General features: G+C 69.6%; 12 protein-coding genes. All 12 read left to right on the forward strand.

The features are described 5' to 3' along the window. The first annotated feature begins 93 nt into the window (after positions 1 to 93). The 12 genes from AC1DWC_RS17835 to AC1DWC_RS17890 all read left to right on the forward strand — a co-directional run bounded on the left by AC1DWC_RS17835 (position 94) and on the right by AC1DWC_RS17890 (position 19869). Positions 94 to 903: an ABC transporter permease gene (locus AC1DWC_RS17835; protein ID WP_477910215.1), complete on the forward strand. Its 810-nt coding sequence runs from the start codon at positions 94 to 96 to the stop codon at positions 901 to 903. Further along, the gene (locus AC1DWC_RS17840) at positions 903 to 1760 is read left to right on the forward strand and encodes an MlaE family ABC transporter permease (protein WP_072845956.1); all 858 of its coding nucleotides are present in this window, start codon (positions 903 to 905) and stop codon (positions 1758 to 1760) included. Before AC1DWC_RS17835 ends, AC1DWC_RS17840 begins: the two co-directional genes overlap by 1 nt. Continuing rightward, entirely contained in the window at positions 1760 to 2983 is a 1224-nt protein-coding gene (locus AC1DWC_RS17845) for an MCE family protein (RefSeq protein WP_477910153.1), read from the forward strand. The genes AC1DWC_RS17840 and AC1DWC_RS17845 overlap by 1 nt, the downstream gene beginning before the upstream one ends. Further along, complete coding sequence (locus AC1DWC_RS17850) at positions 2980 to 4026, forward strand: MCE family protein (protein WP_477910155.1); 1047 nt, start codon at positions 2980 to 2982, stop codon at positions 4024 to 4026. The genes AC1DWC_RS17845 and AC1DWC_RS17850 overlap by 4 nt, the downstream gene beginning before the upstream one ends. A gap of 39 nt (positions 4027 to 4065) precedes the next feature. After that, positions 4066 to 5112: an MCE family protein gene (locus AC1DWC_RS17855; protein ID WP_477910157.1), complete on the forward strand. Its 1047-nt coding sequence runs from the start codon at positions 4066 to 4068 to the stop codon at positions 5110 to 5112. Continuing rightward, positions 5109 to 6254: an MCE family protein gene (locus AC1DWC_RS17860; protein WP_477910159.1), complete on the forward strand. Its 1146-nt coding sequence runs from the start codon at positions 5109 to 5111 to the stop codon at positions 6252 to 6254. The genes AC1DWC_RS17855 and AC1DWC_RS17860 overlap by 4 nt, the downstream gene beginning before the upstream one ends. Continuing rightward, entirely contained in the window at positions 6251 to 7216 is a 966-nt protein-coding gene (locus AC1DWC_RS17865) for an MCE family protein (RefSeq protein WP_477910161.1), read from the forward strand. Before AC1DWC_RS17860 ends, AC1DWC_RS17865 begins: the two co-directional genes overlap by 4 nt. Beyond that, a complete protein-coding gene (locus tag AC1DWC_RS17870; protein ID WP_477910163.1) occupies positions 7213 to 8430 on the forward strand; it encodes an MlaD family protein in 1218 nt (405 codons plus the stop codon). The genes AC1DWC_RS17865 and AC1DWC_RS17870 overlap by 4 nt, the downstream gene beginning before the upstream one ends. Further along, positions 8420 to 9013 (forward strand): mce associated protein mas1a, encoded by a 594-nt coding sequence (locus tag AC1DWC_RS17875; protein ID WP_477910165.1) that lies wholly within the window; start codon positions 8420 to 8422, stop codon positions 9011 to 9013. Before AC1DWC_RS17870 ends, AC1DWC_RS17875 begins: the two co-directional genes overlap by 11 nt. A 40-nt stretch (positions 9014 to 9053) precedes the next feature. Further along, positions 9054 to 9935, forward strand: a complete 882-nt coding sequence (locus AC1DWC_RS17880; RefSeq protein ID WP_477910167.1) for an oxygenase MpaB family protein — start codon at positions 9054 to 9056, stop codon at positions 9933 to 9935. Positions 9936 to 10354: 419 nt separating this feature from the next. Further along, positions 10355 to 14308 (forward strand): amino acid adenylation domain-containing protein, encoded by a 3954-nt coding sequence (locus tag AC1DWC_RS17885; protein ID WP_477910169.1) that lies wholly within the window; start codon positions 10355 to 10357, stop codon positions 14306 to 14308. Beyond that, positions 14281 to 19869, forward strand: a complete 5589-nt coding sequence (locus AC1DWC_RS17890) for an amino acid adenylation domain-containing protein (protein WP_477910171.1) — start codon at positions 14281 to 14283, stop codon at positions 19867 to 19869. Before AC1DWC_RS17885 ends, AC1DWC_RS17890 begins: the two co-directional genes overlap by 28 nt. Positions 19870 to 20028 lie beyond the last annotated feature (159 nt).

A 20028-nucleotide genomic window follows, 5' to 3' on the forward strand; every position in this document is an offset into this window, starting at 1 on the left:
AATAGCGGTTCACATAACTGTTGATCCGTGACACCCGTTGTGACACGCTTCACCGACAGGGGAGGGGTGGGAGATGCGAAGGGGATCGCGGAGATGACCTACGAACTGCCCACGGCCAAGGGGCCCGCGCGCGACGTCGCGACCCAGGGGGGCTACCTGATCGGGTTCTCGGTCCAGGCCCTGGTCGCGCTGCTCCGCGCGCTGCTGCGACGCCGACTCTCGTTGAGCGAGACGGTGACCCAGATCCTGTTCATCGGCCGGGTCAGCACCGGTCCGTCCCTGCTGCTGATGATCCCGATCGGGGTGTTCATCGCGGTCTCGGTGGGCGAGCTCGCCGGCCGCATCGGGGCCGGTGGGTATTCGGGGGCGGTGGTCGCGTTCATCGTCGTCGGGCAGGCCGCCGCGTTGGTCTGTGCGCTGATGATGGCCGGTGTGGCCGGTTCGGCGATCTGCACCGACCTGGGGTCGAGGAAGATCCGCGAGGAGGTGGACGCACTCGAGGTGATGGGCATCGACGTCGTCGAGCGCCTGGTGGCCCCGAGACTGGTCGCCGCCGTGGTGGTCTCGCTGGCGCTGTGCTCGATGGTGACCTTCGGCGGCGTCCTGGCCTGCTACCTCTATCACATCTACGTCCAACATCTTCCGGCCGGAACGTTCATGGCCACGTTCAGTCAGTACGGCAGGATGTCGGACTTCGTCATGGCCCTCGTGAAGGCCGCGGTCTTCGGTCTCACCTCCACGCTCGTGGCCACCTTCAAGGGCCTGCACACCAAGGGCGGCCCGCGGGGCGTCGCGGACTCGGTCAACGAGGCGGTGGTGATCGCCTTCGCGTTGGTGTTCGTCGTCAACGCCGCGCTCTCGGCGCTGTACACGGTCATCGTGCCGGCCGTGGGGTCGTACTGATGGCGGTGGTCGACGCCGTACACCGGCTGCAGCGCGCCGCGCGCCCGGTCCGGTCGGCCTACGGCGGCCTGGTGGACGTCGGCCGCCACGTCACCTTCTTCTACCGGACGCTGGCGTCCGTCCCCTTCGCCCTGCTCAAGTACCGCAAGCACGTGCTCGCACAGATCAGCGAGATCAGCTTCGGGACCAACTCACTGCTCTCGGGCGGCGGCACCATCGGCATCGTGTTCGCGATGTCACTGGCCGCGGCGATGATGCTCGGCGTCGAGACCCAGCGCGGCCTGGAACTGGTCGGGATGACCACCATGTCCGGCATGCTGTCGGCGATCGCGAACACCCGCGAGCTCGCCCCCGTCGTCGTCGCAATCGCGCTGGCCGCCAAGGTCGGCACCGGATTCACCGCCCAGATCGGCGCCATGCGGATCTCGGACGAGATCGACGCGCTCGATGCGATGGCAATCCGGTCCATTCCGTTCCTGGCCGGCACCCGCGTCCTCGCGGCCATGGTGTGCGTGCTGCCGATCTTCATGATCGGTCTGCTCGCCAGCTACCTGTCGACGCGGCTGGTGATCGTGTTCTTCGGCGGCGCCTCGGCCGGCACCTACGACTACTTCTTCCACCTGGCACTCGCCCCGCAGGACCTGCTGTACTCCGCGCTCAAGGCCGTCGTCTTCGCGGCGGTGGTGTCCCTCGTGCACTGCTCCTACGGCTACTTCGCCGCCGGTGGGCCCGCCGGGGTGGGCCAGGCCGCAGGCCGGGCGCTGCGGACGGCGATCCTGGCGATCGGTGTGCTGGACGTGCTGATGACCTTTGCGTTGTGGGGCCTGGTCCCGCAGATCCCGGGAACGGGATTCTGATGGACCAGTTCACCGGGCGCAGCCGGGGCGCCCTCGCGCTGCGGGGGTTGCTCGCGGCGATCGCCGTCACGGCGATCGCGGCGGCGATGGTGATGCGCGGATCGGGTTCGCTGCACCGCGACCCTGAGGTCTTCGTGGCCATTCCCGCGACCGCCGGACTGATCAGCGGCGAGGCGCCCGTGCGCTACTCCGGCGTCAACGTCGGACGGATCTCCGGGATCGACTCGGGCACCACTTCGTCCACGGTGCGCCTGCAGATCGACTCGGATTCGATCTCGCTGATCCCCGCCACGGTGCTGGCCCGGGTGGTTCCGCGAACGTTCTTCGGGGACATCTACATCCAGCTCGTCGACGACCCGACCGCGACCGGCTCGTCGAGCCTGTCGGACGGTGCCGAGATCAGGGTGGACGCCGGCCCCGAGGCGGTGGCGCTCTACGGCGTCTACACCAAGGTCATCGACGTGCTCGACCACATGAAGCCACAGAAGATGCAGACCGCGCTCACCGAGCTCGGCAAGGCTCTCGACGGGCGCGGCGAGACGATCGGCCGGATCGTCGACCGGCTCGACTCCGCGTCCCGGACCCTGACGCCGGCGGCGCAGCGGTTTCTCGACGCCACACCGGAGTTCAGGTCGGTGATGCAGGCTCTCGAGGCCGCCACCCCCGATGTGATCGCGACGCTGTCCGCGGCGACCTCGGTGTCGCAGAACCTGGTCACCCACCGCGACGGCGTGGCGGCCACGTTCGGGTCCGCCGCCGGGTTCGCCTCCGTGGCAACCGCGTTCGTCGGTGAGCAGCGTGAGCGGATCACCACCGTGCTGAACTCGACGGGAACGATCCTGGCGACAACCGCGGCCAACCCCGCGGGGCTGGTAAACACGTTGGCCAAGGCGAACTCGTTCGGGGCGGCCGGCGCCCGGGTGTTCTCCACGGGGAAGTTCGACATCACCACGGTCGCGACCTTCTCCGACCCGCTGCCCTACGACGCGTCGGACTGCCCGCGGTACGGCGCCGAGACCAGCACGGGGTGCGTGGGCAGCGCGGCGGCGCCCGCCGCACCGGGCCCGAGCGACGTGGTCGACGGGGTACGGGAGGCGTCGGTGCTCGAGTACCTGCAGGACCAGATGCTCGGTGCGACGGCAGATCCGGACGCGGCCCCGAACCCGGCCACCGTCGTCATGCTCGGTCCGCTGGTACGGGGGAACGAGGTGACGGTCCGGTGAAGCTCGGGTGGGTGCCGATCGTGAAGGCGGTGGGGTTCTGCGTGGTGGGCGGGGTGTGTGCCGTGCTCGTCGCGAACACGTTGTCGGTCCCGGTGCGCGGCGACACGGAGAGGTACACGGTGGAGTTCACCGACGTCGAGGGTCTGGGCCCCGGCAACGCGGTGACACTGGCCGGCGTCCGTGTCGGCCGGGTCGACTCCATCGCGTTCGCCGACGCCGGCGGCGGTACCAGCAAGGCGGTGGTCGACATCGAGGTCGAGTCCGGCTACGCGCTCTCGCGCGAGGTGACCGCCGCGGTCCGGTACGGCGACATGCTCGGCGCGCGGTACATCGCGCTCACGCCCCCGCTCGGCGCCGCCAACGACAACGCGGCCGGCGACCCGGCACGGACACTGCGGCCCGGGGAGGTCGTCCCGCTCGCCCGGACCACGCCCCCGGTGGACCTGACCGCGCTCATGAACGGCTTCAGGCCGCTCTTCGACGCGCTGGACCCGGTCCAGGTCAACGCGCTCACCCGGACTTTCGCCCTGACCTTCGACGGTCAGGGCGAGGCCGTCGCGACCCTGCTGACCCAGATCGGTGCGGTGAGTTCGAGCCTGGACGACCGGAAGGACGTGATGGCGCAGCTCGTCACCAACCTGGGGTCGCTGCTCGGCTCCGTCGACGCCCGGCAGCCTCAGCTCGAGGAGCTGATGGCCGGCCTGAGCGGGCTCAGCACCTCGATCGTCGGGAGCAACGACCAGTTCGTCGCGCTGCTGGGCGACGGCAACCAGGCCCTGGCGTCGCTGGCGGCGGCGATGGCCCGGTCCAACGGGGCATTCGGCCGGTCGGTGAGCGACCTGAAGTCGGTCACCGACAGCTGGGTCGCCAGCACCGACGAGTTCGACGCCTTCGTCGCCAAGATGCCGGAGTTCGCCAACTCGATCAACCGGATCGGCAGCTACGGCGGATTCGTCAATCTCTACCTCTGCAACTTCACCCTGAAGGCGGGCGATCTGGAAGCGAACATCTTCGGCCCCACGCATTCTCCGGTGTGCTCGTGAGGTGCCGGGTGGTTCGGGTCGCGGGGGTGAGGGGCTGAGATGTTCCTGGTCAAGCTGATCGACATCGGCGTCGGGATCTACCTGTTCCTGTTCCGGGGCGAGCGACGCGCCAACAGCGGTACGCCGCTGGCACTGGGCACGCTGGGCATAGTGCTGCTGGTCACCGGCCTCGCGGTGGCCATCGGGGTCCCGAAGGTCTGGTACCAGATGCGAACCAGCCCCTACGTGGCCGAACTCGACAATGCGAGTGGCCTTTCCGGCGGTGACCCGGTGTACGTCGCGGGGGTGCCCGCCGGCCGCGTCGAAGCCGTCGTGCTGGCCGACGACCGCGTGCGCGTCGACTTCCGGCTCGACAACCGGCAGCCGCTCGGCAACCAGACCACCGCCACCGTCCGACTGAAGACGGTGCTCGGCAAGCGCTACCTGGAGGTGGTCCCCGGCGGCGTCGACGACGGCGCGAATCTCGTCCCGCTCGCCCGGACCACCGTGCCCTACAGCCTGGACGACGTCGGCCGCGACGTGACCGCGGCGGCCCAGGGTGTCGACGCCGAGGCGATGAGGGCGATGTTGTCGTCACTGCAGCAGGTGATCCCGCGTGACTCGGACCAACTCGGCGAGACGCTGGCGGGCCTGAGCGGGGCGTCCGCCGCCTTCGCTCGCAACGGCGAGCAGGTGGACCATCTGCTCACCGTGTCGCGGTCGATCTCGGACCTCGTTGTCCGCCAAGGTGACTCGCTGACAACGACACTGTCGAACGCGCAGACTCTGGTCGAGATCCTGGCCGTGCGCAAGCAGGCCCTGACGGAGCTGGTGGACAACCTCAGCTACATCCTCGCCACCGCGTCGACCTCCTTCGCCGAGCACGACACCGAGTTCGACCAGCTGGTGGTGAACCTGACCGAGGTCACCGGCACGCTGAAGGCCAACGCCGGCAACATCGACCAGATCATGAAGCGGCTGCCGCCGGCGTTGCGCTCGGCTACGGACGCGACCGGCAACGGGCCGTGGACCGACGTCACCGCGCCGTCTGCGGTCATCCCGGACAACATGCTGTGCGCCATCGGAGTGATGCAGGGGTGCAAATGAACACGGCTGCCCAGACCGACTCCACCCAGACCGGGTCCGGCGGCCGGCGGTGGCCGAAGGTCGCGACCTCGCTCCTGCTCGTCGCGGCCGTGGCGGCCGCCGGCTGGTTCGTCTTCGGCCGTACAGACAATGAGAAGACCGTCACCGCGGATTTCGGTTACGTCAACGGGATCTTCGCCGGCAGCACGGTCACCGTCCTCGGGGTCCCGGTCGGGACGGTGACCGAGGTGGCGCCCCGCGGCACCACGGTGCGTGTGACGCTGTCCATGCCCGACGACGTCCAACTGCCCGCCGACGCCAATGCGTACGTGCTCAACCCGTCAGTCATCAGCGATCGGCACGTCGAACTCGGCCCCACCTACCGGGGTGGCCCGCTGCTCGAGGACGGCGCGCAGATCCCGGTCGAGCGCACCCACGCACCGATCGACTTCGACGGGCTGATGGGCAGCATCAGCACCCTCACCGACGCGCTCGGTGGCAAGGACGGGCAGACAGGGGACCTGGTCACCGACGCGGCGAACGGCTGGAGGGGCCGGGGCGAGCAGTTCAACACGGCGATCACGAACCTCAGTACCGCAACGGGTGTGGTCGGCGCGCGCGCCGAGGACATCGGTGCCCTCGTCGAGAACCTGAACACTCTGATGACCGCGCTCGACGCCCGTCAGGTGAGCCTGGACAGCCTCGTCAGGGGCCTCGGCGAGCTCGGTGACGAGTGGTCGGCCCAGCAGATCGACATCGGCGCCCCGCTGCGGGACCTGCGCGTCGTCCTGGACCAGATGAACACGTTCGTGGCCGGCCACGGCGACGACGTCGGGGCGATCGCAGGCAACGCCGCGGCGCTCGGCGACGTGCTGGCGGCCAACCAGTCGGGCCTCGCGGAGTTCATGGACGTCGTCCCGCTGCTGATGCAGAACCTGTCCCGGTCCGTCGGCGACGACGACCGGGGCCGGATCCGGCTCAACGTCTCCACCGCGTTGACCCAGTTCGCGGTCGCCGAGCCGCTGTGCAGGCGGTACCCGATGCCGTTGTGCACCGGCGCCGGGCTGACCAACCCGATCTCGTTCCCGGTCAGCGCATCCGACCCGCTCGGCATCGTCTCGGCGATCACCGGCGGCGCCCTCCCGACTGAGGGGAACCGATGAGTCGGCAATCGCCCGCGCCCGCCCGTGGCCACCGGTGGCGGCGCCTGGCCGCCCCCCGGGCCCGGTGGCGGGGCGCGGACGTGCGCAACGGCCAGCAGGTGATCGGCCGGGTGGCCAACCTGGCGACCGACACCGTCGGCGCGAACGTCCGCCTGAGCCTGGCGGCCGCCGCCGAGCTGCCCGACAACGTCGACGCGTCGGTGGAGCTGCCGTCCGCGCTGGGCAGCCCCTTCGTCCGGCTCGTCGTCCCCGACCGGCCGTCCTCGCGGACCCTGCGGGACGGGGACGTGATCTCCGTGTCCCACGCCGAGATCGGGCCCCAGATCGAGAGCGCGCTGGCGACGATGGGCACCGTCCTGAACGGCAGCGGGATCAGCCAGATGCGGACCGTCGTGGTCGAACTCGACAAGGCGTTCGGCGGCCGCTCCGGTGAGGTGCGCGGGCTGACGGCCACGATGAGCGCCCTGCTCGGGACGGCCACGGCGAACCAGCAGGACTTCGAGGACGCACTCGACCTCGCGGCGCGGGTGTCAGGGCAGCTGGCCGCGCAGCAGGGCGTCATCGACGGTTACCTCGACGCGCTGCCGGGGGCAGTACGGGTGCTCGGCGAGCAGCGGGACACGATCGCCGCGCTGCTCGACTCGAGCGCAAAGCTGTCGGCCAGTGCCAACGCGATCCTGGCGGACTCGCCGCAGGGCCTGGACGGGCTCCTGCAGGACGCGTCCACCGTCCTCGGCTCGCTCGCCTCGTTCAACTCCGAGATCGGCTCGACGCTGACCAACATGAACACCTTCCTGGGCAACTTCGGCCGCGCGGTGAAGGGCGACTACCTGGTGTTCAACGGCGCGCTCGACGTCCCCGGCGTGATCGACACGCTCCTGACCGGGGGAGCGCTGCCGGCGGGCCCGGCCACGCAGCCTCCGGGCACCCTGCAGGCCCTGCTCTCCGGAGGCCCGCGATGAGGCGCCTGACGCTGGTCCAGTTGATCCTGTTCGCGATCACCTCGGCGATCGTGATCCCGTTCGGCATCAACTACGTGCTCGGTCCGCAGGCATTCGGCACCCCGATCCGGGTGCACGCCCGGATGGCGGACGCCCTCGGCGTGACGGCCGGCACCAGCGTCACCTATCGCGGCGTCATGGTCGGCCGGGTGGCGGGCGTCTCGCTGGACCCGGAGAGCCGCGGGGCCCGAGTCGAGTTCGACCTGGACCCGGGCACCGAGATCCCGCGCGACAGCATCGCGAAGATCGGGATGGGGACCGCCGCCGGCATTCAGAACGTGGACATCTTCCCCAACACCGGTGACGGGCCCTTCCTCGCCACCGGTGACGAACTCGCGGTGCCGCAGGACCGGCAGCCGGTGCAGATGGGTGAGCTGATGCTGCAGGCGAACCGACTGCTCGAGGGCATCGACCCGCAGGCGATCAGCGACATCGGGACCGAACTCGGGGCGTCGTTCGACGGACTCGGGCCCAGCATGGCGAGCTTGATCGCCAACGGCGACGCACTGTCCGCGCAGCTCGACGACCAGGCCCCGATGCTGCGGTCGCTGGTCGAACGGACCGCGGACCTGGTGGATTCGATGGCCGGACAGTCGGACTCGTTGGTGCGCGGCATGGGTGCGGCCCGGAACTTCACCGAGCAACTCGACTCCAACGCGCCGGTGCTGGTGTACCTCACCGACACCGCGCCACCGGCGCTGCGCAACGCGCGGCAACTCTTCGACCGCTACCACGACACCTTCGGGTCGGTGCTGGCGAATCTGGTCACGGTGGCCCCGGTGATCTCCGACCGCAGTGACTCCCTGGCCGCCGGCCTCGTCGCGTTGCCCGACGGCCTCGGCAAGCTCGAGTCGATCGTCAAGGGCAACCGTGCGGACTTCTCCCTCGTCGCCACCCAGGGCCCGGTGTGCAACTACGACACGACGCGCCGGGCGCTCGGCGACATGACGCCCGTGGAACCGAACCTCACCTACTACTGCCCGCCAGGTGAGAACCTGTCGACCCGCGGCGCCCGAAATGCGCCCCGCCCCAACGGTCTCGGCCTGCAGAATGCGACCACGCCGGGCACCGAGATCGGTCCGCCGGTGGTCGACGACCCGATTCTCGTCCCGACCGGGGTCGAGGCACTGAATTACTGGAAACAGCTCTTGGAGGATCTCGGAAATGGCAAGTGAGCACACCGACCCCGCCACGACCAGCGTGATGGAGGCGATCCCGGCCGACGACGACCCGATGGCGACCACCCCCGACGAGGCCGGCGTCGCGGGGCCCAGGGCGGCGGCGATGCGGCGGCCCCGAATGCTGGTGGCCCTGCTGCTGGTGTGCGCGCTGGTCGCCGTCTCGGTCGCGTTGGTGATTCAGGCGCTGGCGGCCCGCCACACCGACGCCTTGCGCGGCGAGGCGGTCGACATCGCCCGTGACTACTCGGTGGCGTTGTCCTCGTTCGACTTCCAGAGCCTGGACGCCAACCGGGACAGGGTGGTCGGCATGTCCACCCCGGCCTTCGCGGGCAAGTACAACGAGATGGTCGACGCGCTGCGCCAGATCGTCACCGAGGGCAAGGGGCAGGCGACCGCGACCGCGGACCACGTCGGCATCGAGAGCCTCGACGACTCGTCGGCGGTGGTGCTGGTGTTCGTGGACCAGCAGGCGAAGAACGTCCTCTCGCCGGAGGGCAACTCCCAGAAGTACCGAATGGTGGTCAGCCTCGTACGCGACGGCGACCGGTGGGTGGTCGACAACGTCGACACCAAGTAGTCGACACCAGACAGTCGATACGAACGTAAGGACAGCAACCATGGACACCGAGCCGACGCTCACCACCGCGTACACCCGGATCGCGATCGGCTCGCAGGTGCGGCGCCGGAACCGCCGGGAGGTGCTGATCACCGACGCCCTCGACTTCTGGGCGTTCGCGGGCGGCGCCGCCAACGTCATCATGCAGTTGGGGTGGCCCGGGGTCGCGTACGGCGTGATGGAGAGCAGGGTCGAGTCCGGCAGCCTGGTCCGGCATCCCTGGAAACGCGCCCGCACCACCTTCCAGTACCTCGCGGTCGCCATCCTGGGAAGCGAGGAGGAACGCCTCGCCTACCGGCAGGCGGTCAACGGCGTGCACCGGCACGTGCGCTCGGACGAGAACAGCCCCGTCGAGTACAACGCCTTCGACCGTGACCTGCAGATGTACGTGGCGGCGTGCCTCTACGTCGGGTTCGAGGACAGTCACCAGCTGCTGCACGGCAAGCTGACCGAGGAGCAGGCCGAGGCGTTCTACCAGTCGTCGTCCACGCTCGGCACCACCCTGCAGGTCACCGAGGACATGTGGCCGCCCACCCGCGCCGACTTCGACCGGTACTGGAACCTGGCCTGCGAGCAGGTGACCATCGACGAGCGGACCCGTCGGTACCTGGACGACCTGGTGAACCTGAGGATGATCGCCTGGCCGCTGCGGGCCGTCTTCGGGAACCTGCTTCGGTTCCTGACCGCAGGATTCCTGCCGCCCCTGTTCCGGGACCTGCTCGACATCGAGTGGACCGAGACCGATCGCCGACGGTTCGAGAACCTGTTCGTGTTCGTCTCGTTCGTCAACAGGTTCCTGCCGCGGTTCGTCAGGCACGGTGCCAACCATGTGTTGTTGCGGGATGTCCGCCGGCGAATGCGCGCCGGGGCGAAGTTGGTGTAGCGGCGGTGCGAGTTGCCCGTGACCACGTCGATCGGCGCCTCGGCGCGGGTCCCGATCATCCGGAACCGAACGTCAACTTACCGTCGAGTAACCCTGTGGGAGAGTGGGGGAGACGCTGCGCACAGAATTTGTCGTGCGGCGGGGGAACTGATAACAACTACGGGTGCTCCGCCGCGGTGTGGTGTGCTGTCGTCCCGTTTGCATGTGACATGATTCCGGGCGGTTGTCTCGCACGCCGGACGATGGCCGCTCGCCACGAGTGGGTGGCCGATCGACCGGCGTTCGTCTGTGATTGCCGACATAATGTCGGCAACGTGAGGCTGCTGACGTGGTCGTGGTGGTTTCCTGAGGAGGCGTGAGCTAACAAAGGGTGATGCCGGAGCGATGACAACTGTGGATCGGCAGGGAACTGTCGTGCCATGAGCGAGACCACGACGAGACACAGCGACGGAACTTCGTCGAGATGGGGGAGCGAAACCTTGGACACCCTGGGTGCAGTCGGATCTGGTGGAGCCCCGGAGGAGGCGTCGCAGGCACCGGCAGCGCACACCTCCGGGCAGTTTCCACTGTCGTCCGCTCAGCGGGGTATGTGGTTCGCTCAGCAGGCCGCCGGGGATGTCCCGCTCACCATCGCCCAGTACATCGAGGTCGACGGACTCCTCGACGTCGACATCCTGACCATGACGAACCGGATCGCCGGCAAGGAATTCGGTTCCGCATACCTCCGCCTGGTCCCCGCGGACGGGATCCCCGAGCAGGTCGTCGACCGCTCGATCGACGACCACGTCCGGTTCCTCGACTTCTCCGACCGGGACGACCCGGTCGCCGCGGCGCAGGCCTGGATGCGCCAGGACTACGGGTCGCCCCTCGACCTGTTCGAGGACCGGCTGATCGTCTCCACCGTGCTCAAGCTCAGCGAGACCCACAGCTACTGGTACTGCCGGATCCACCACATCGCGCTCGACGGCTTCGGCGCAATGGCGATCCTCAACCGTGCCGCCGAGCTGTACACGGCCGTCGTGCAGGGCCGCGACATCGAGGCCGGCCACGCCGAAGAGCTCGTCAAGATCTACAACAACGAACTGGCGTACCGCAGTTCGCCCCGATTCCAGCGAGACCGGGAGTACTGGTCCGGGCGGGTTGCGGACCTACCCGCCCCGTTGAGCCTGAGTGGCCGCACCGCGCCGGTGGACTCGCATGCCACGGTTGCGGGCGAGCTGGTTCCGGACGCAACCTCGGAGCTGCTCGCGGCCACCGCGGACAGCAGTGTCGCCGGCGAGACCCCCGCCATCGTGGCGGCCTTCGCCGCCTACCTGGCCGGCATGACCGGTAGCAATGACGTGGTGCTCAGCCTGCCGGTCTCCGCGCGTGCCACCGCGGTGCTGCGCCGTTCCGGAGGCATGGTCTCCAACGTCGTCCCGCTGCGGCTGCGGATCGACTCGGACACCACCGTGGACGAATTGATCGCCGCGGCGAACCTCGAGCTGACCGGGGCACTGCGTCGGCAGATGTACCGGCACGAGGACATGCGTCGCGATGCAGGTGCCGTCACCGGCGAGCGGGGTTTCTTCGGCCCGTCGATCAACATCATGATGTTTCACCGTGAGCTCCGGTTCGGCGACTTCACCGGCCGGTTCAAGGTGCTCAGCACGGGCCCGGTCGAGGATCTCGCGGTCAACCTCTACCCGAGTGTCGCGGGCAAGAGTGTCCAGATCGACTTCGAGGGCAACCCGAACCTGTACTCCGAGGGCGAGCTCGGTGGCTACCACCACCGGTTCCTGAACTACCTGCGGACCTTTCTCTCGGCCGACCGCGGCAGTGCGGTCAACCGGCTCGACCTGCTCGAGGCAGGCGAGGCTCAGCAGCTGCTGGCTGCCGGCACCGGGGCTCCGGTGTCCTTCGGCGTCGACATCACCGACCGTTGGGACCGCTCGGTCGCGGCGGACCCGGCCGCGGTGGCCGCGGTGGCGGGCGAGCTGACCGTCACCCGTGGCGAACTCGACCGTCGTGCGAACCGGCTGGCCCGTGAACTGGCCGGTCGTGGTGTGGGTGTCGACGACGTCGTCGCGCTGATCGTGCCTCGGTCGATCGACTGGCTCGTCAGCATGCTGGCGGTGTGGAAGGTCGGCGCCGCGTACGCGCCCGTCGACGTCGTTGCTCCCGTCGAGCGGGCGCAGGCACTCCTCGAGGACTGCGACGTGCGATGTCTCGTCGCGACCAGCGCCTGGGCCGGCGCCGCCGGCTACGACGGCCCGATGATCCTGCTCGACGACCCGATCGCGCAGGCCCGCATCGCGGACCTCGACGACTTGCCCGTACCGAACTCCTGGGGAAGCGAGGCCGACGCCCGGCTCGCGTACGTCATCTCGACCTCCGGCTCGACCGGGCGCCCCAAGCCGACCCTGGTCCCGATGCGCGGATTCGCGAACATCGTCGAGTGGTACCGCGGCGAACTCGGTCTGACCGAGGGCGACGGCGTTCTGGTGGGCAACGCCCCGGTGTTCGACCAGACGCAGAAGAACGTGTGGGTCGCGCTGACCGAGGGGGCGGTGCTGCACCTGCCCGACGAGGGCTTCGATCCCGTGGAGATCCTGGGGATCGTCGAGCGCGGCGACGTCGCCATCGCGAACATGTCCCCGAGCGCGTTCAACGTGCTGCTCGACCACGACACCCGGGCCGCGCTGCCGCGCCTGCGCGCGGTGTTGCTCGGCGGCGAGGCAGTGCGTCCGCACCGCCTGCACCAGCTCGAGGCCGGCGGGGTACGGCTGTACAACAACTACGGTCCCACCGAGGCGACCGACATGGTCACCTCGCATCGGATCGCCGCCGTCGACACCGCGTACCGGGAGGGCCGGATCCCGATCGGCGGGCCGATCGGCAACCTCGGCGTGTACGTCCTGGACTCGCAGCTGCGGCTGGTGGCGCCCGGCGTCACCGGCGAACTGTACGTCGGCGGCGAGGGCGTGGCGCGCGGCTACGGCAGCCGGTTCGCCCTGACCTCGTCGATGTTCGTGGCCGACCCGTTCGCCGCCGACGGCGGGCGCATGTACCGCACCGGCGACGTGGTGTGGTGGAACGCCGACGGTGAGCTCGAGTACCAGGGCCGCAGTGACTTCCAGGTCCAGATCCGCGGGCTCCGTGTCGAGCTCGGCGAGATCGAGGCCGTGCTGCTCGGCCACCCCGACGTGGTCCGGGTCGCGGTGCTGGTGCACGAGGGCGAGCTCGGTCAACGTCTGATCGCGTACGCGGTCCCCGCACCCGGTGCCGAGCTGGACGTCCCCGCACTCATCGAGTACGCCGGGCTGCACCTGCCGAGCTACATGGTGCCGTCGGCGGTCGTCACGCTCGACGACCTGCCGCTCAACGCGAACGGCAAGATCGACCGGAAGTCGTTGCCGGAACCCGACTTCAAGGCTCGGACGGTGGAGTACGTCGCCCCGGTCACGGAGCTCGAGAAGACCATCGCGACGGTGTTCGGCGACGTGCTCGGGCTCGCCGAGGTCAGCATCGAGGACAGCTTCTTCGCGCTCGGCGGCGACAGCATCATGTCGATCCAGCTGGTGTCCCGGTCGAAGGAGGCCGGCGTCGCCTTCACCACCCGCGACGTGTTCGACTGCAAGACTGTCGCCCGGCTCGCCGAACTCGTCGCGCAGCGCGCCCTCAGCAACGAGATCGCGTCGGTGCTCGAGGAGCTGCCCGGTGGCGGTGTCGGAGAGGTGCCGCTGCTGCCCGTCGGACGCTGGATGCTGGACCAGGGCCCCTTTGCCCGCCGGTCCCAGGGGATCCTGCTCAACCTGGGAGCAGACCTGACCGAGGACGTCCTCGGCGGCGCGCTGCAGTCGGTCCTGGACCACCACGACGCACTGCGCTCGCGGCTCTCCCGGACCGACGGCGGCGACTGGGCCCTCGAGGTTCGCGAGGTCGGCTCGGTGCGGGCCGTCGACGTGATCTCCCGACAGGACGTCACCGCCGAACCTGGCACCGAAGAGTTCGAGTCGGTAGTGGCGGAGCAGCTCGACGCGGCCGCCGACCGCCTCGACCTGGCCGCCGGCCTGCTGGTCGCGGCCGTGTGGCTGCGCGCACCGTCGGGCGCCGCCCGGCTGCTTCTGGTGATCCACCACCTCGCAATCGACGGTGTGTCCTGGCGGGTCGTGCTGCCGGACCTGGCCATCGCGGCAACCGGGCTCGCGGTGGGTCAGCCCGCGCGGCTCGAGCCGGTCGGCACCTCTGTGCGGCGGTGGGCACACGCGCTGCGTGACGAGGCCCTGAGCGATTCTCGGGCAAGCGAATTCGACCACTGGCAGCGCGCACTCGAGGGTCCGGACCCGACGCTCGGGTCGACGGTTTGCTCGCGGCGCTGCTGCTCGCGGTGACCCGCTGGCGTCGCGACCGTGGGGTCGACGAGTCCTCGGTCCTGGTGGCGCTCGAGAGCCACGGCCGCGACGACGACGTGATCGTCGGGGCGGACCTGTCCCGGACGGTCGGCTGGTTCACCAACATCTTCCCGGTGCGGTTGGACCACGGTGGGCTCGATGTCGACGATGCCCTTGACGGCGGGGCCGCGGCAGGCGCCGTGGTCAAGGCCGTCAAGGAGCAGTTGCTGGCGGTGCCGGACGGCGGCCTCGGCTTCGGGCTGCTGCGGCACCTGCGCAAGGACACCGGCGGCACGCTCGCCGAGTTCGCGTCGCCGCAGATCATGTTCAACTACCTCGGGCGGACGTCGGCGGCGTTGGGCGAGGACCTTGCGGGTGCGCCGTGGACGCCGGACGACTCCGTCGGCATCGGCGGCTTCCTGTCGGCACACGACGCCGGCGCGGCACTCTCGGCCACTGTCGAGATCAACGCCGGTATCGAAGGCGAGGGCGCGGGCGCGCACCTCGCGGCGTCGTTCACCTACGCGTCCGAGCTGCTCTCCGCGGACGAGGCCGAGCACCTCGCGCACTGGTGGGTCCGGGCACTCGAGGCCGTCGCGGCCTATGCCTCCGACGAGTCGGCCGGCGGCCTCACCCCGTCGGACCTGGACCTGGTGACGCTGTCGCAGAAGCAGATCGAGCGGTTCGAGCAGCGCTACCCGGCGCTGGTCGACGTGTGGCCGCCCGCGCCGCTGCAGCACGGCATGTACTTCCACTCGCTGCTTGCCGAGGACGTCGACGTCTACACCGCGCAGATCGTGCTCGAACTCGGCGGCGAGGTCGATCCGGACCGGATGCGCACGGCGGGGCAGGCCCTGATCACCCGGAACGAGGTCTTCCGCACCGTTTTCGTGCAGGAGGAGGACAGCGGCGAGGTCCTGCAGGTGCTGCTCGACGACGTGACGCTGCCGTGGACGCAGACCGACCTGTCGGTGCTCGACGTCGACGTCCGGTCCGCCGAGCTGACCCGGCTGATGCAGGCGGATCGGGCTTCCCGGTTCGACCTCACTGCCGCTCCGCTGACCCGGTTCCACCTGATCCGCACGGACGCGGACCGGTGGATCCTCACGGTCACCAACCACCACATCCTGGCCGACGGCTGGTCGACGCCGCTGATCGTGCGTGACCTGCTCACCCTGTACGCCGCGGGCGGCTCGTCGGACATGCTGCCGCGGGTGCGGACCTACAAGGACTTCCTGGCGTGGCTCGCGGCGCAGGACGCCGAGGCCAGCCGCGCGCAGTGGCACCGCCTCCTCGCCGACGTGGAGGAGCCGACCATGTTGGCCGCCCGGACCGGCGCGGAGCCGGCGGTTGCCGCGGCTGACGACGTCTCCGTGGTGCTCGACGACGACCTCGACGGTCGGCTGAAGCAGCTCGCCCGGAGGCTCGAGGTCACCACCAACACGCTGCTGCAGGCCGCGTGGGGTCTGGTGCTCGCACGGCTCACCGCGCGTGAGGACGTGCTCTTCGGCGCCACCGTCTCGGGTCGGCCGGCGGAGCTGGCCGACGTCGAGTCCATGGTCGGTCTGTTCATCAACACCGTGCCTGTCCGGGTGAGCGTGGACCCCGACGAGTCGGTGGCGCAGTTGCTGACCCGGGTACAGCAGGAACAGACGCAGCTGCTCGGCCACCAGTACGTGGGCCTGAGTGAGATCATCACCGCCGAGGGCAAGGGCAACCTGTTCGACACCCTGTTGGTGCTCGAGTCGTACCCGGTGGACCGACAGGGCGTCACCGACGAGTCGGACATCGCCGGCCTGCGACTGCTCGACGTCGACGTGAAGGACGGCTCGCACTACCCGCTGGCTGTCGTCGGAATCCTCGGCGCCACACTGGAACTGAACTTCAAGTACATGTCGACCGCGTTCTCCCGCGAGGATGTCGAGGGCTTCGCGCACCGGCTGCTGACGGTGCTGGAGGCCTTCGCCTCCGACAGCGAGGCGACGGTCGGCGCGATCGACCTGCTCGACGCCGCCGAGCACGAGCGACTGGTCCCGGTCCGCGGCGAGGCCGCCGCGGCGGGCACCCCGCTGCCGGAGTTGATGGCCGCAGCCGTCGCCGTGAACCCGGCCGCACCCGCGCTGGTCGCCGGTGCCCGGGAACTGAGCTACGCCGAACTCGACGAGCGGTCGAACCGGGTGGCGCGGGCGCTGATCGCCGCGGGCGTCGGTCCGGAGGCCTTCGTGGCGCTGGCACTGCCGCGGTCGGTGGAGTCGGTGCTCGGCGTGTGGGCGGTGACCAAGGCCGGAGGTGCCTTCCTGCCGATCGACCCGGCGTACCCGGCCGACCGCATCGAGCACATGGTCTCCGACTCCGGGGTCCGATTCGGTCTGACGCTCGCCGCACATCGCGAAGCGCTGCCCGACTCGGTGGACTGGGTGGTCCTCGACGACCCGGCCTTCGAGGTGCGGTGCGCGCAGTTGCGCGCGGACGCGATCGTCGACGCGGATCGGCTCGCGCCGCTGCGCCCCGAGCACACCGCGTACGTCATCTACACCTCTGGCTCGACAGGTCTGCCGAAGGGCGTCGTGGTGACCCACGCCGGCCTGGAGAACTTCGCGATCGAGCAGCGCGAGCGCTACTCGGTGACGAGTTCGTCTCGTACCCTGCACTTCTCGTCGCCGAGCTTTGACGCATCGGTGCTCGAACTGCTGCTCGCTGTCGGTGCGGGCGCGACCATGGTGATCGCGCCGACCGAGATCTACGGTGGCGACGAACTGCGTGTCCTGCTGGAGTCGCAGCGGGTGACGCATGCGTTCGTGACCCCCGCGGCACTGTCCACGGTGGACCCGGCGGGTCTGGACGAAGTCACCGCCGTGATCGTCGGTGGCGACGCCTGTGGACCGGAACTGGTCTCGCGGTGGGCCGTCGGCAGGGCCATGTTCAACGCCTACGGTCCCTCCGAGGGCACCGTCGCGACCAACATCAGCAGCGCGCTGGTGCCGGGCGGCGCAGTGACCATCGGCGGCCCGATCCGCGGTGTCGCCGCGGTGATCCTGGACTCTCGGCTGCGGCCGGTGCCGGTCGGTGTCGCCGGTGAGCTGTACGTGTCCGGTCCGGCGGTGGCCCGTGGCTACCACGGTCGGCCAGCGCTCACGTCGGAACGTTTCGTCGCCGACCCGTACGGCGCACCCGGCGCGCGGATGTACCGGACCGGAGATGTGGTGCGCTGGGTGGAGGCCCCCGCCGGTCTCGAGGTCGAGTACGTGGGCCGCAGCGATTTCCAGGTGAAGGTCCGCGGATTCCGGATCGAGCTCGGCGAGATCGACGCCGCTCTCGACGCACACGATGCGGTGGACTTCGCGGTGACCGTCGGCCGTACCGGTCCGACCGGCGACGTCCTGCTCGCGTCGTACGTCGTGCCGGTGGCCGGCCAGTCGGTGGTGGTCACCGAGCTCAAGGAGCTCGTCAGCCGGACTCTGCCCGCCCACATGGTGCCGTCGGCGATCGTGTTGCTCGATGCGTTGCCGCTCACGGTCAACGGCAAGCTCGACCGAAAGGCATTGCCGGACCCGGACTTCGGTGCGGACTCGGGCGAGTACGTCGAGCCCGGCTCGCCGGTCGAGGTGGCCGTCGCCGGAGTCTTCGCCGACGTGCTCGGGATCGAGCGGGTCTCGGCAACGGAGTCGTTCTTCACATTGGGTGGCAACTCGCTCTCGGCGACTCGGGTGGTCGCCCGGGTCAACTCGGCGGTCGGTTCTGCGCTCGGCGTGCGGGACTTGTTCGAGGCGTCGACGGTCGCCGAGTTGGCCGCCCGCGCGGTCAGCGCCGAGGGGCGCGCCCCGCGGCCCGCGCTGGTCGCCGCGGAGCGCCCGGAGCAGGTGCCGCTCTCGCTTGCGCAGCAGCGTATGTGGCTGATCAACCGGCTCGACCCCGCGTCGCCCGCCTACAACATCGCGATCGCCGTCCGGCTCTACGGACGCCTCGACTTCGACGCGCTCGAGTTGGCGGTGGCCGACGTGCTCGGCCGCCACGAGTCCGTCCGGACGGTGTACCCGGACGACGAGGGGGTGCCGCGACAGGTCGTGCTGCCGGTCTCCTCGGTCCAGATCGACCTGTCCCCGGTGCGGGTCGACGGGGACGCGGTCCCTGCCGCGCTGGTGGAGTTCGCCTCGCAGGGCTTCGACGTCACCACGACGCCGCCGCTGCGCACCCGGCTGTTCCAGGCCGACGACCAGGAGTACGTGCTGGCGCTCGTCGTCCACCACATCAGTGCGGACGGTGCGTCGATGGGTCCGTTGGCCCGCGACGTGATGCTGGCGTACGGCCGGCGGGTCACCGGCGCGGCCCCCGAGTGGGCACCGCTGGTCGTGCAGTACGCAGACTACGCGCTGTGGCAGCGTGAGGTGCTCGGCGCCGAGGACGATTCCGAGTCGCTGGCGTGGCGTCAGCTCGACTTCTGGGAGGGCACCCTTGCGGGCATGCCCGGGCTGATCGAATTGCCCACCGACCGCCCGCGTCCGGCCCGGCAGTCGATGCGCGGCGGGAAGGTCGATTTCGAGATCGACGCCGACCTGGTGGCCGGTCTGCACGAGATTGCGCGCCGCGGCGGTGCCACGCTGTTCATGGTGATGCACGCAGCGCTCGCCACGTTGCTGTCCAGGCTGACCGCCAACGAGGACATCGCGATCTCGACCGCGGTGGCCGGTCGTGGTGAGGCCGAACTCGACGAGATGGTCGGCATGTTCGTCAACACCCTGGTGCTGCGCACCGCTGTGGACGGTGGGCGCGGTTTCGCCGAGATCGTCCAGCAGGCCAAGAAGACGGACCTGGAGGCGTACGCGCACGCCGATGTCCCCTTCGACAGCGTGGTGGAGCGGCTGAACCCGGTGCGGTCGCAGTCGTACTCGCCGCTGGCCCAGGTCATGCTCTCCTTCGAGAACCTCGGCAGGCCGACGCTGGAACTGCCCGAACTGACCGCCACCGAGTTCGACAGTGGACTCGTGATGGCCAAGACGGACCTGAAGCTCACCCTGGTCGAGAACCGGGACGCGACCGGTGCGGTGTCGAGCCTGTCTGCCTCGCTCTTCTACGCGGCCGACCTGTTCGACGAGGCGACCGTGATCGGGTTCGCGGACAGGTTCCTGCACCTCGTGCGGACCGTCGTGACCGACGCGGACGCCGTGGTCGGCGACATCGACATCTGGAACGCCCCTGAGGTCGTCGGGCGCTCCGCCGCCGCGCCGACCGTCGACGACCTGCCGCGACTCGTTGCCACGGTTGCCGAGTCCAGCTCGGACACGATCGCGCTCGAGCACGACGGCATCACGGTCACCTACGGTCAGATGGACGAGCGGCTGAAGCTGTTGACGGCCTCGCTGGCTGACCGCGGGATGGCGGTCGAGGCGATCGTCACCACGGCTCTGACCAGCCTGGTTCCTACGATTCTGCTGGCCGCGGGCGGCAGTGGGGCCGGCGACGGATTCGCCGACGTGGTCGACAAGCTGGTCGCGGATGCCCATGCCCGCGCCCGCGCCACGTCGCAGTCGGCCGACTCGAGCGGACTGGTCGCCGGCGGCTGATCCGATTTGCCGGCGGGTCGGTCCGGGACGGTCCCGTATCTTTGATCCAGTCGCGAGCGGTGCCGGCATGGGCTGCTCGCGACACATTGTCGTGCGATGCGTGATTGTGCGTCGTGCAACTGTCGATACGTAAACGAATAGATTTGGCTCGCGAGCTTT

This window comes from Rhodococcus sp. P4_C10 (genome assembly GCF_056402135.1).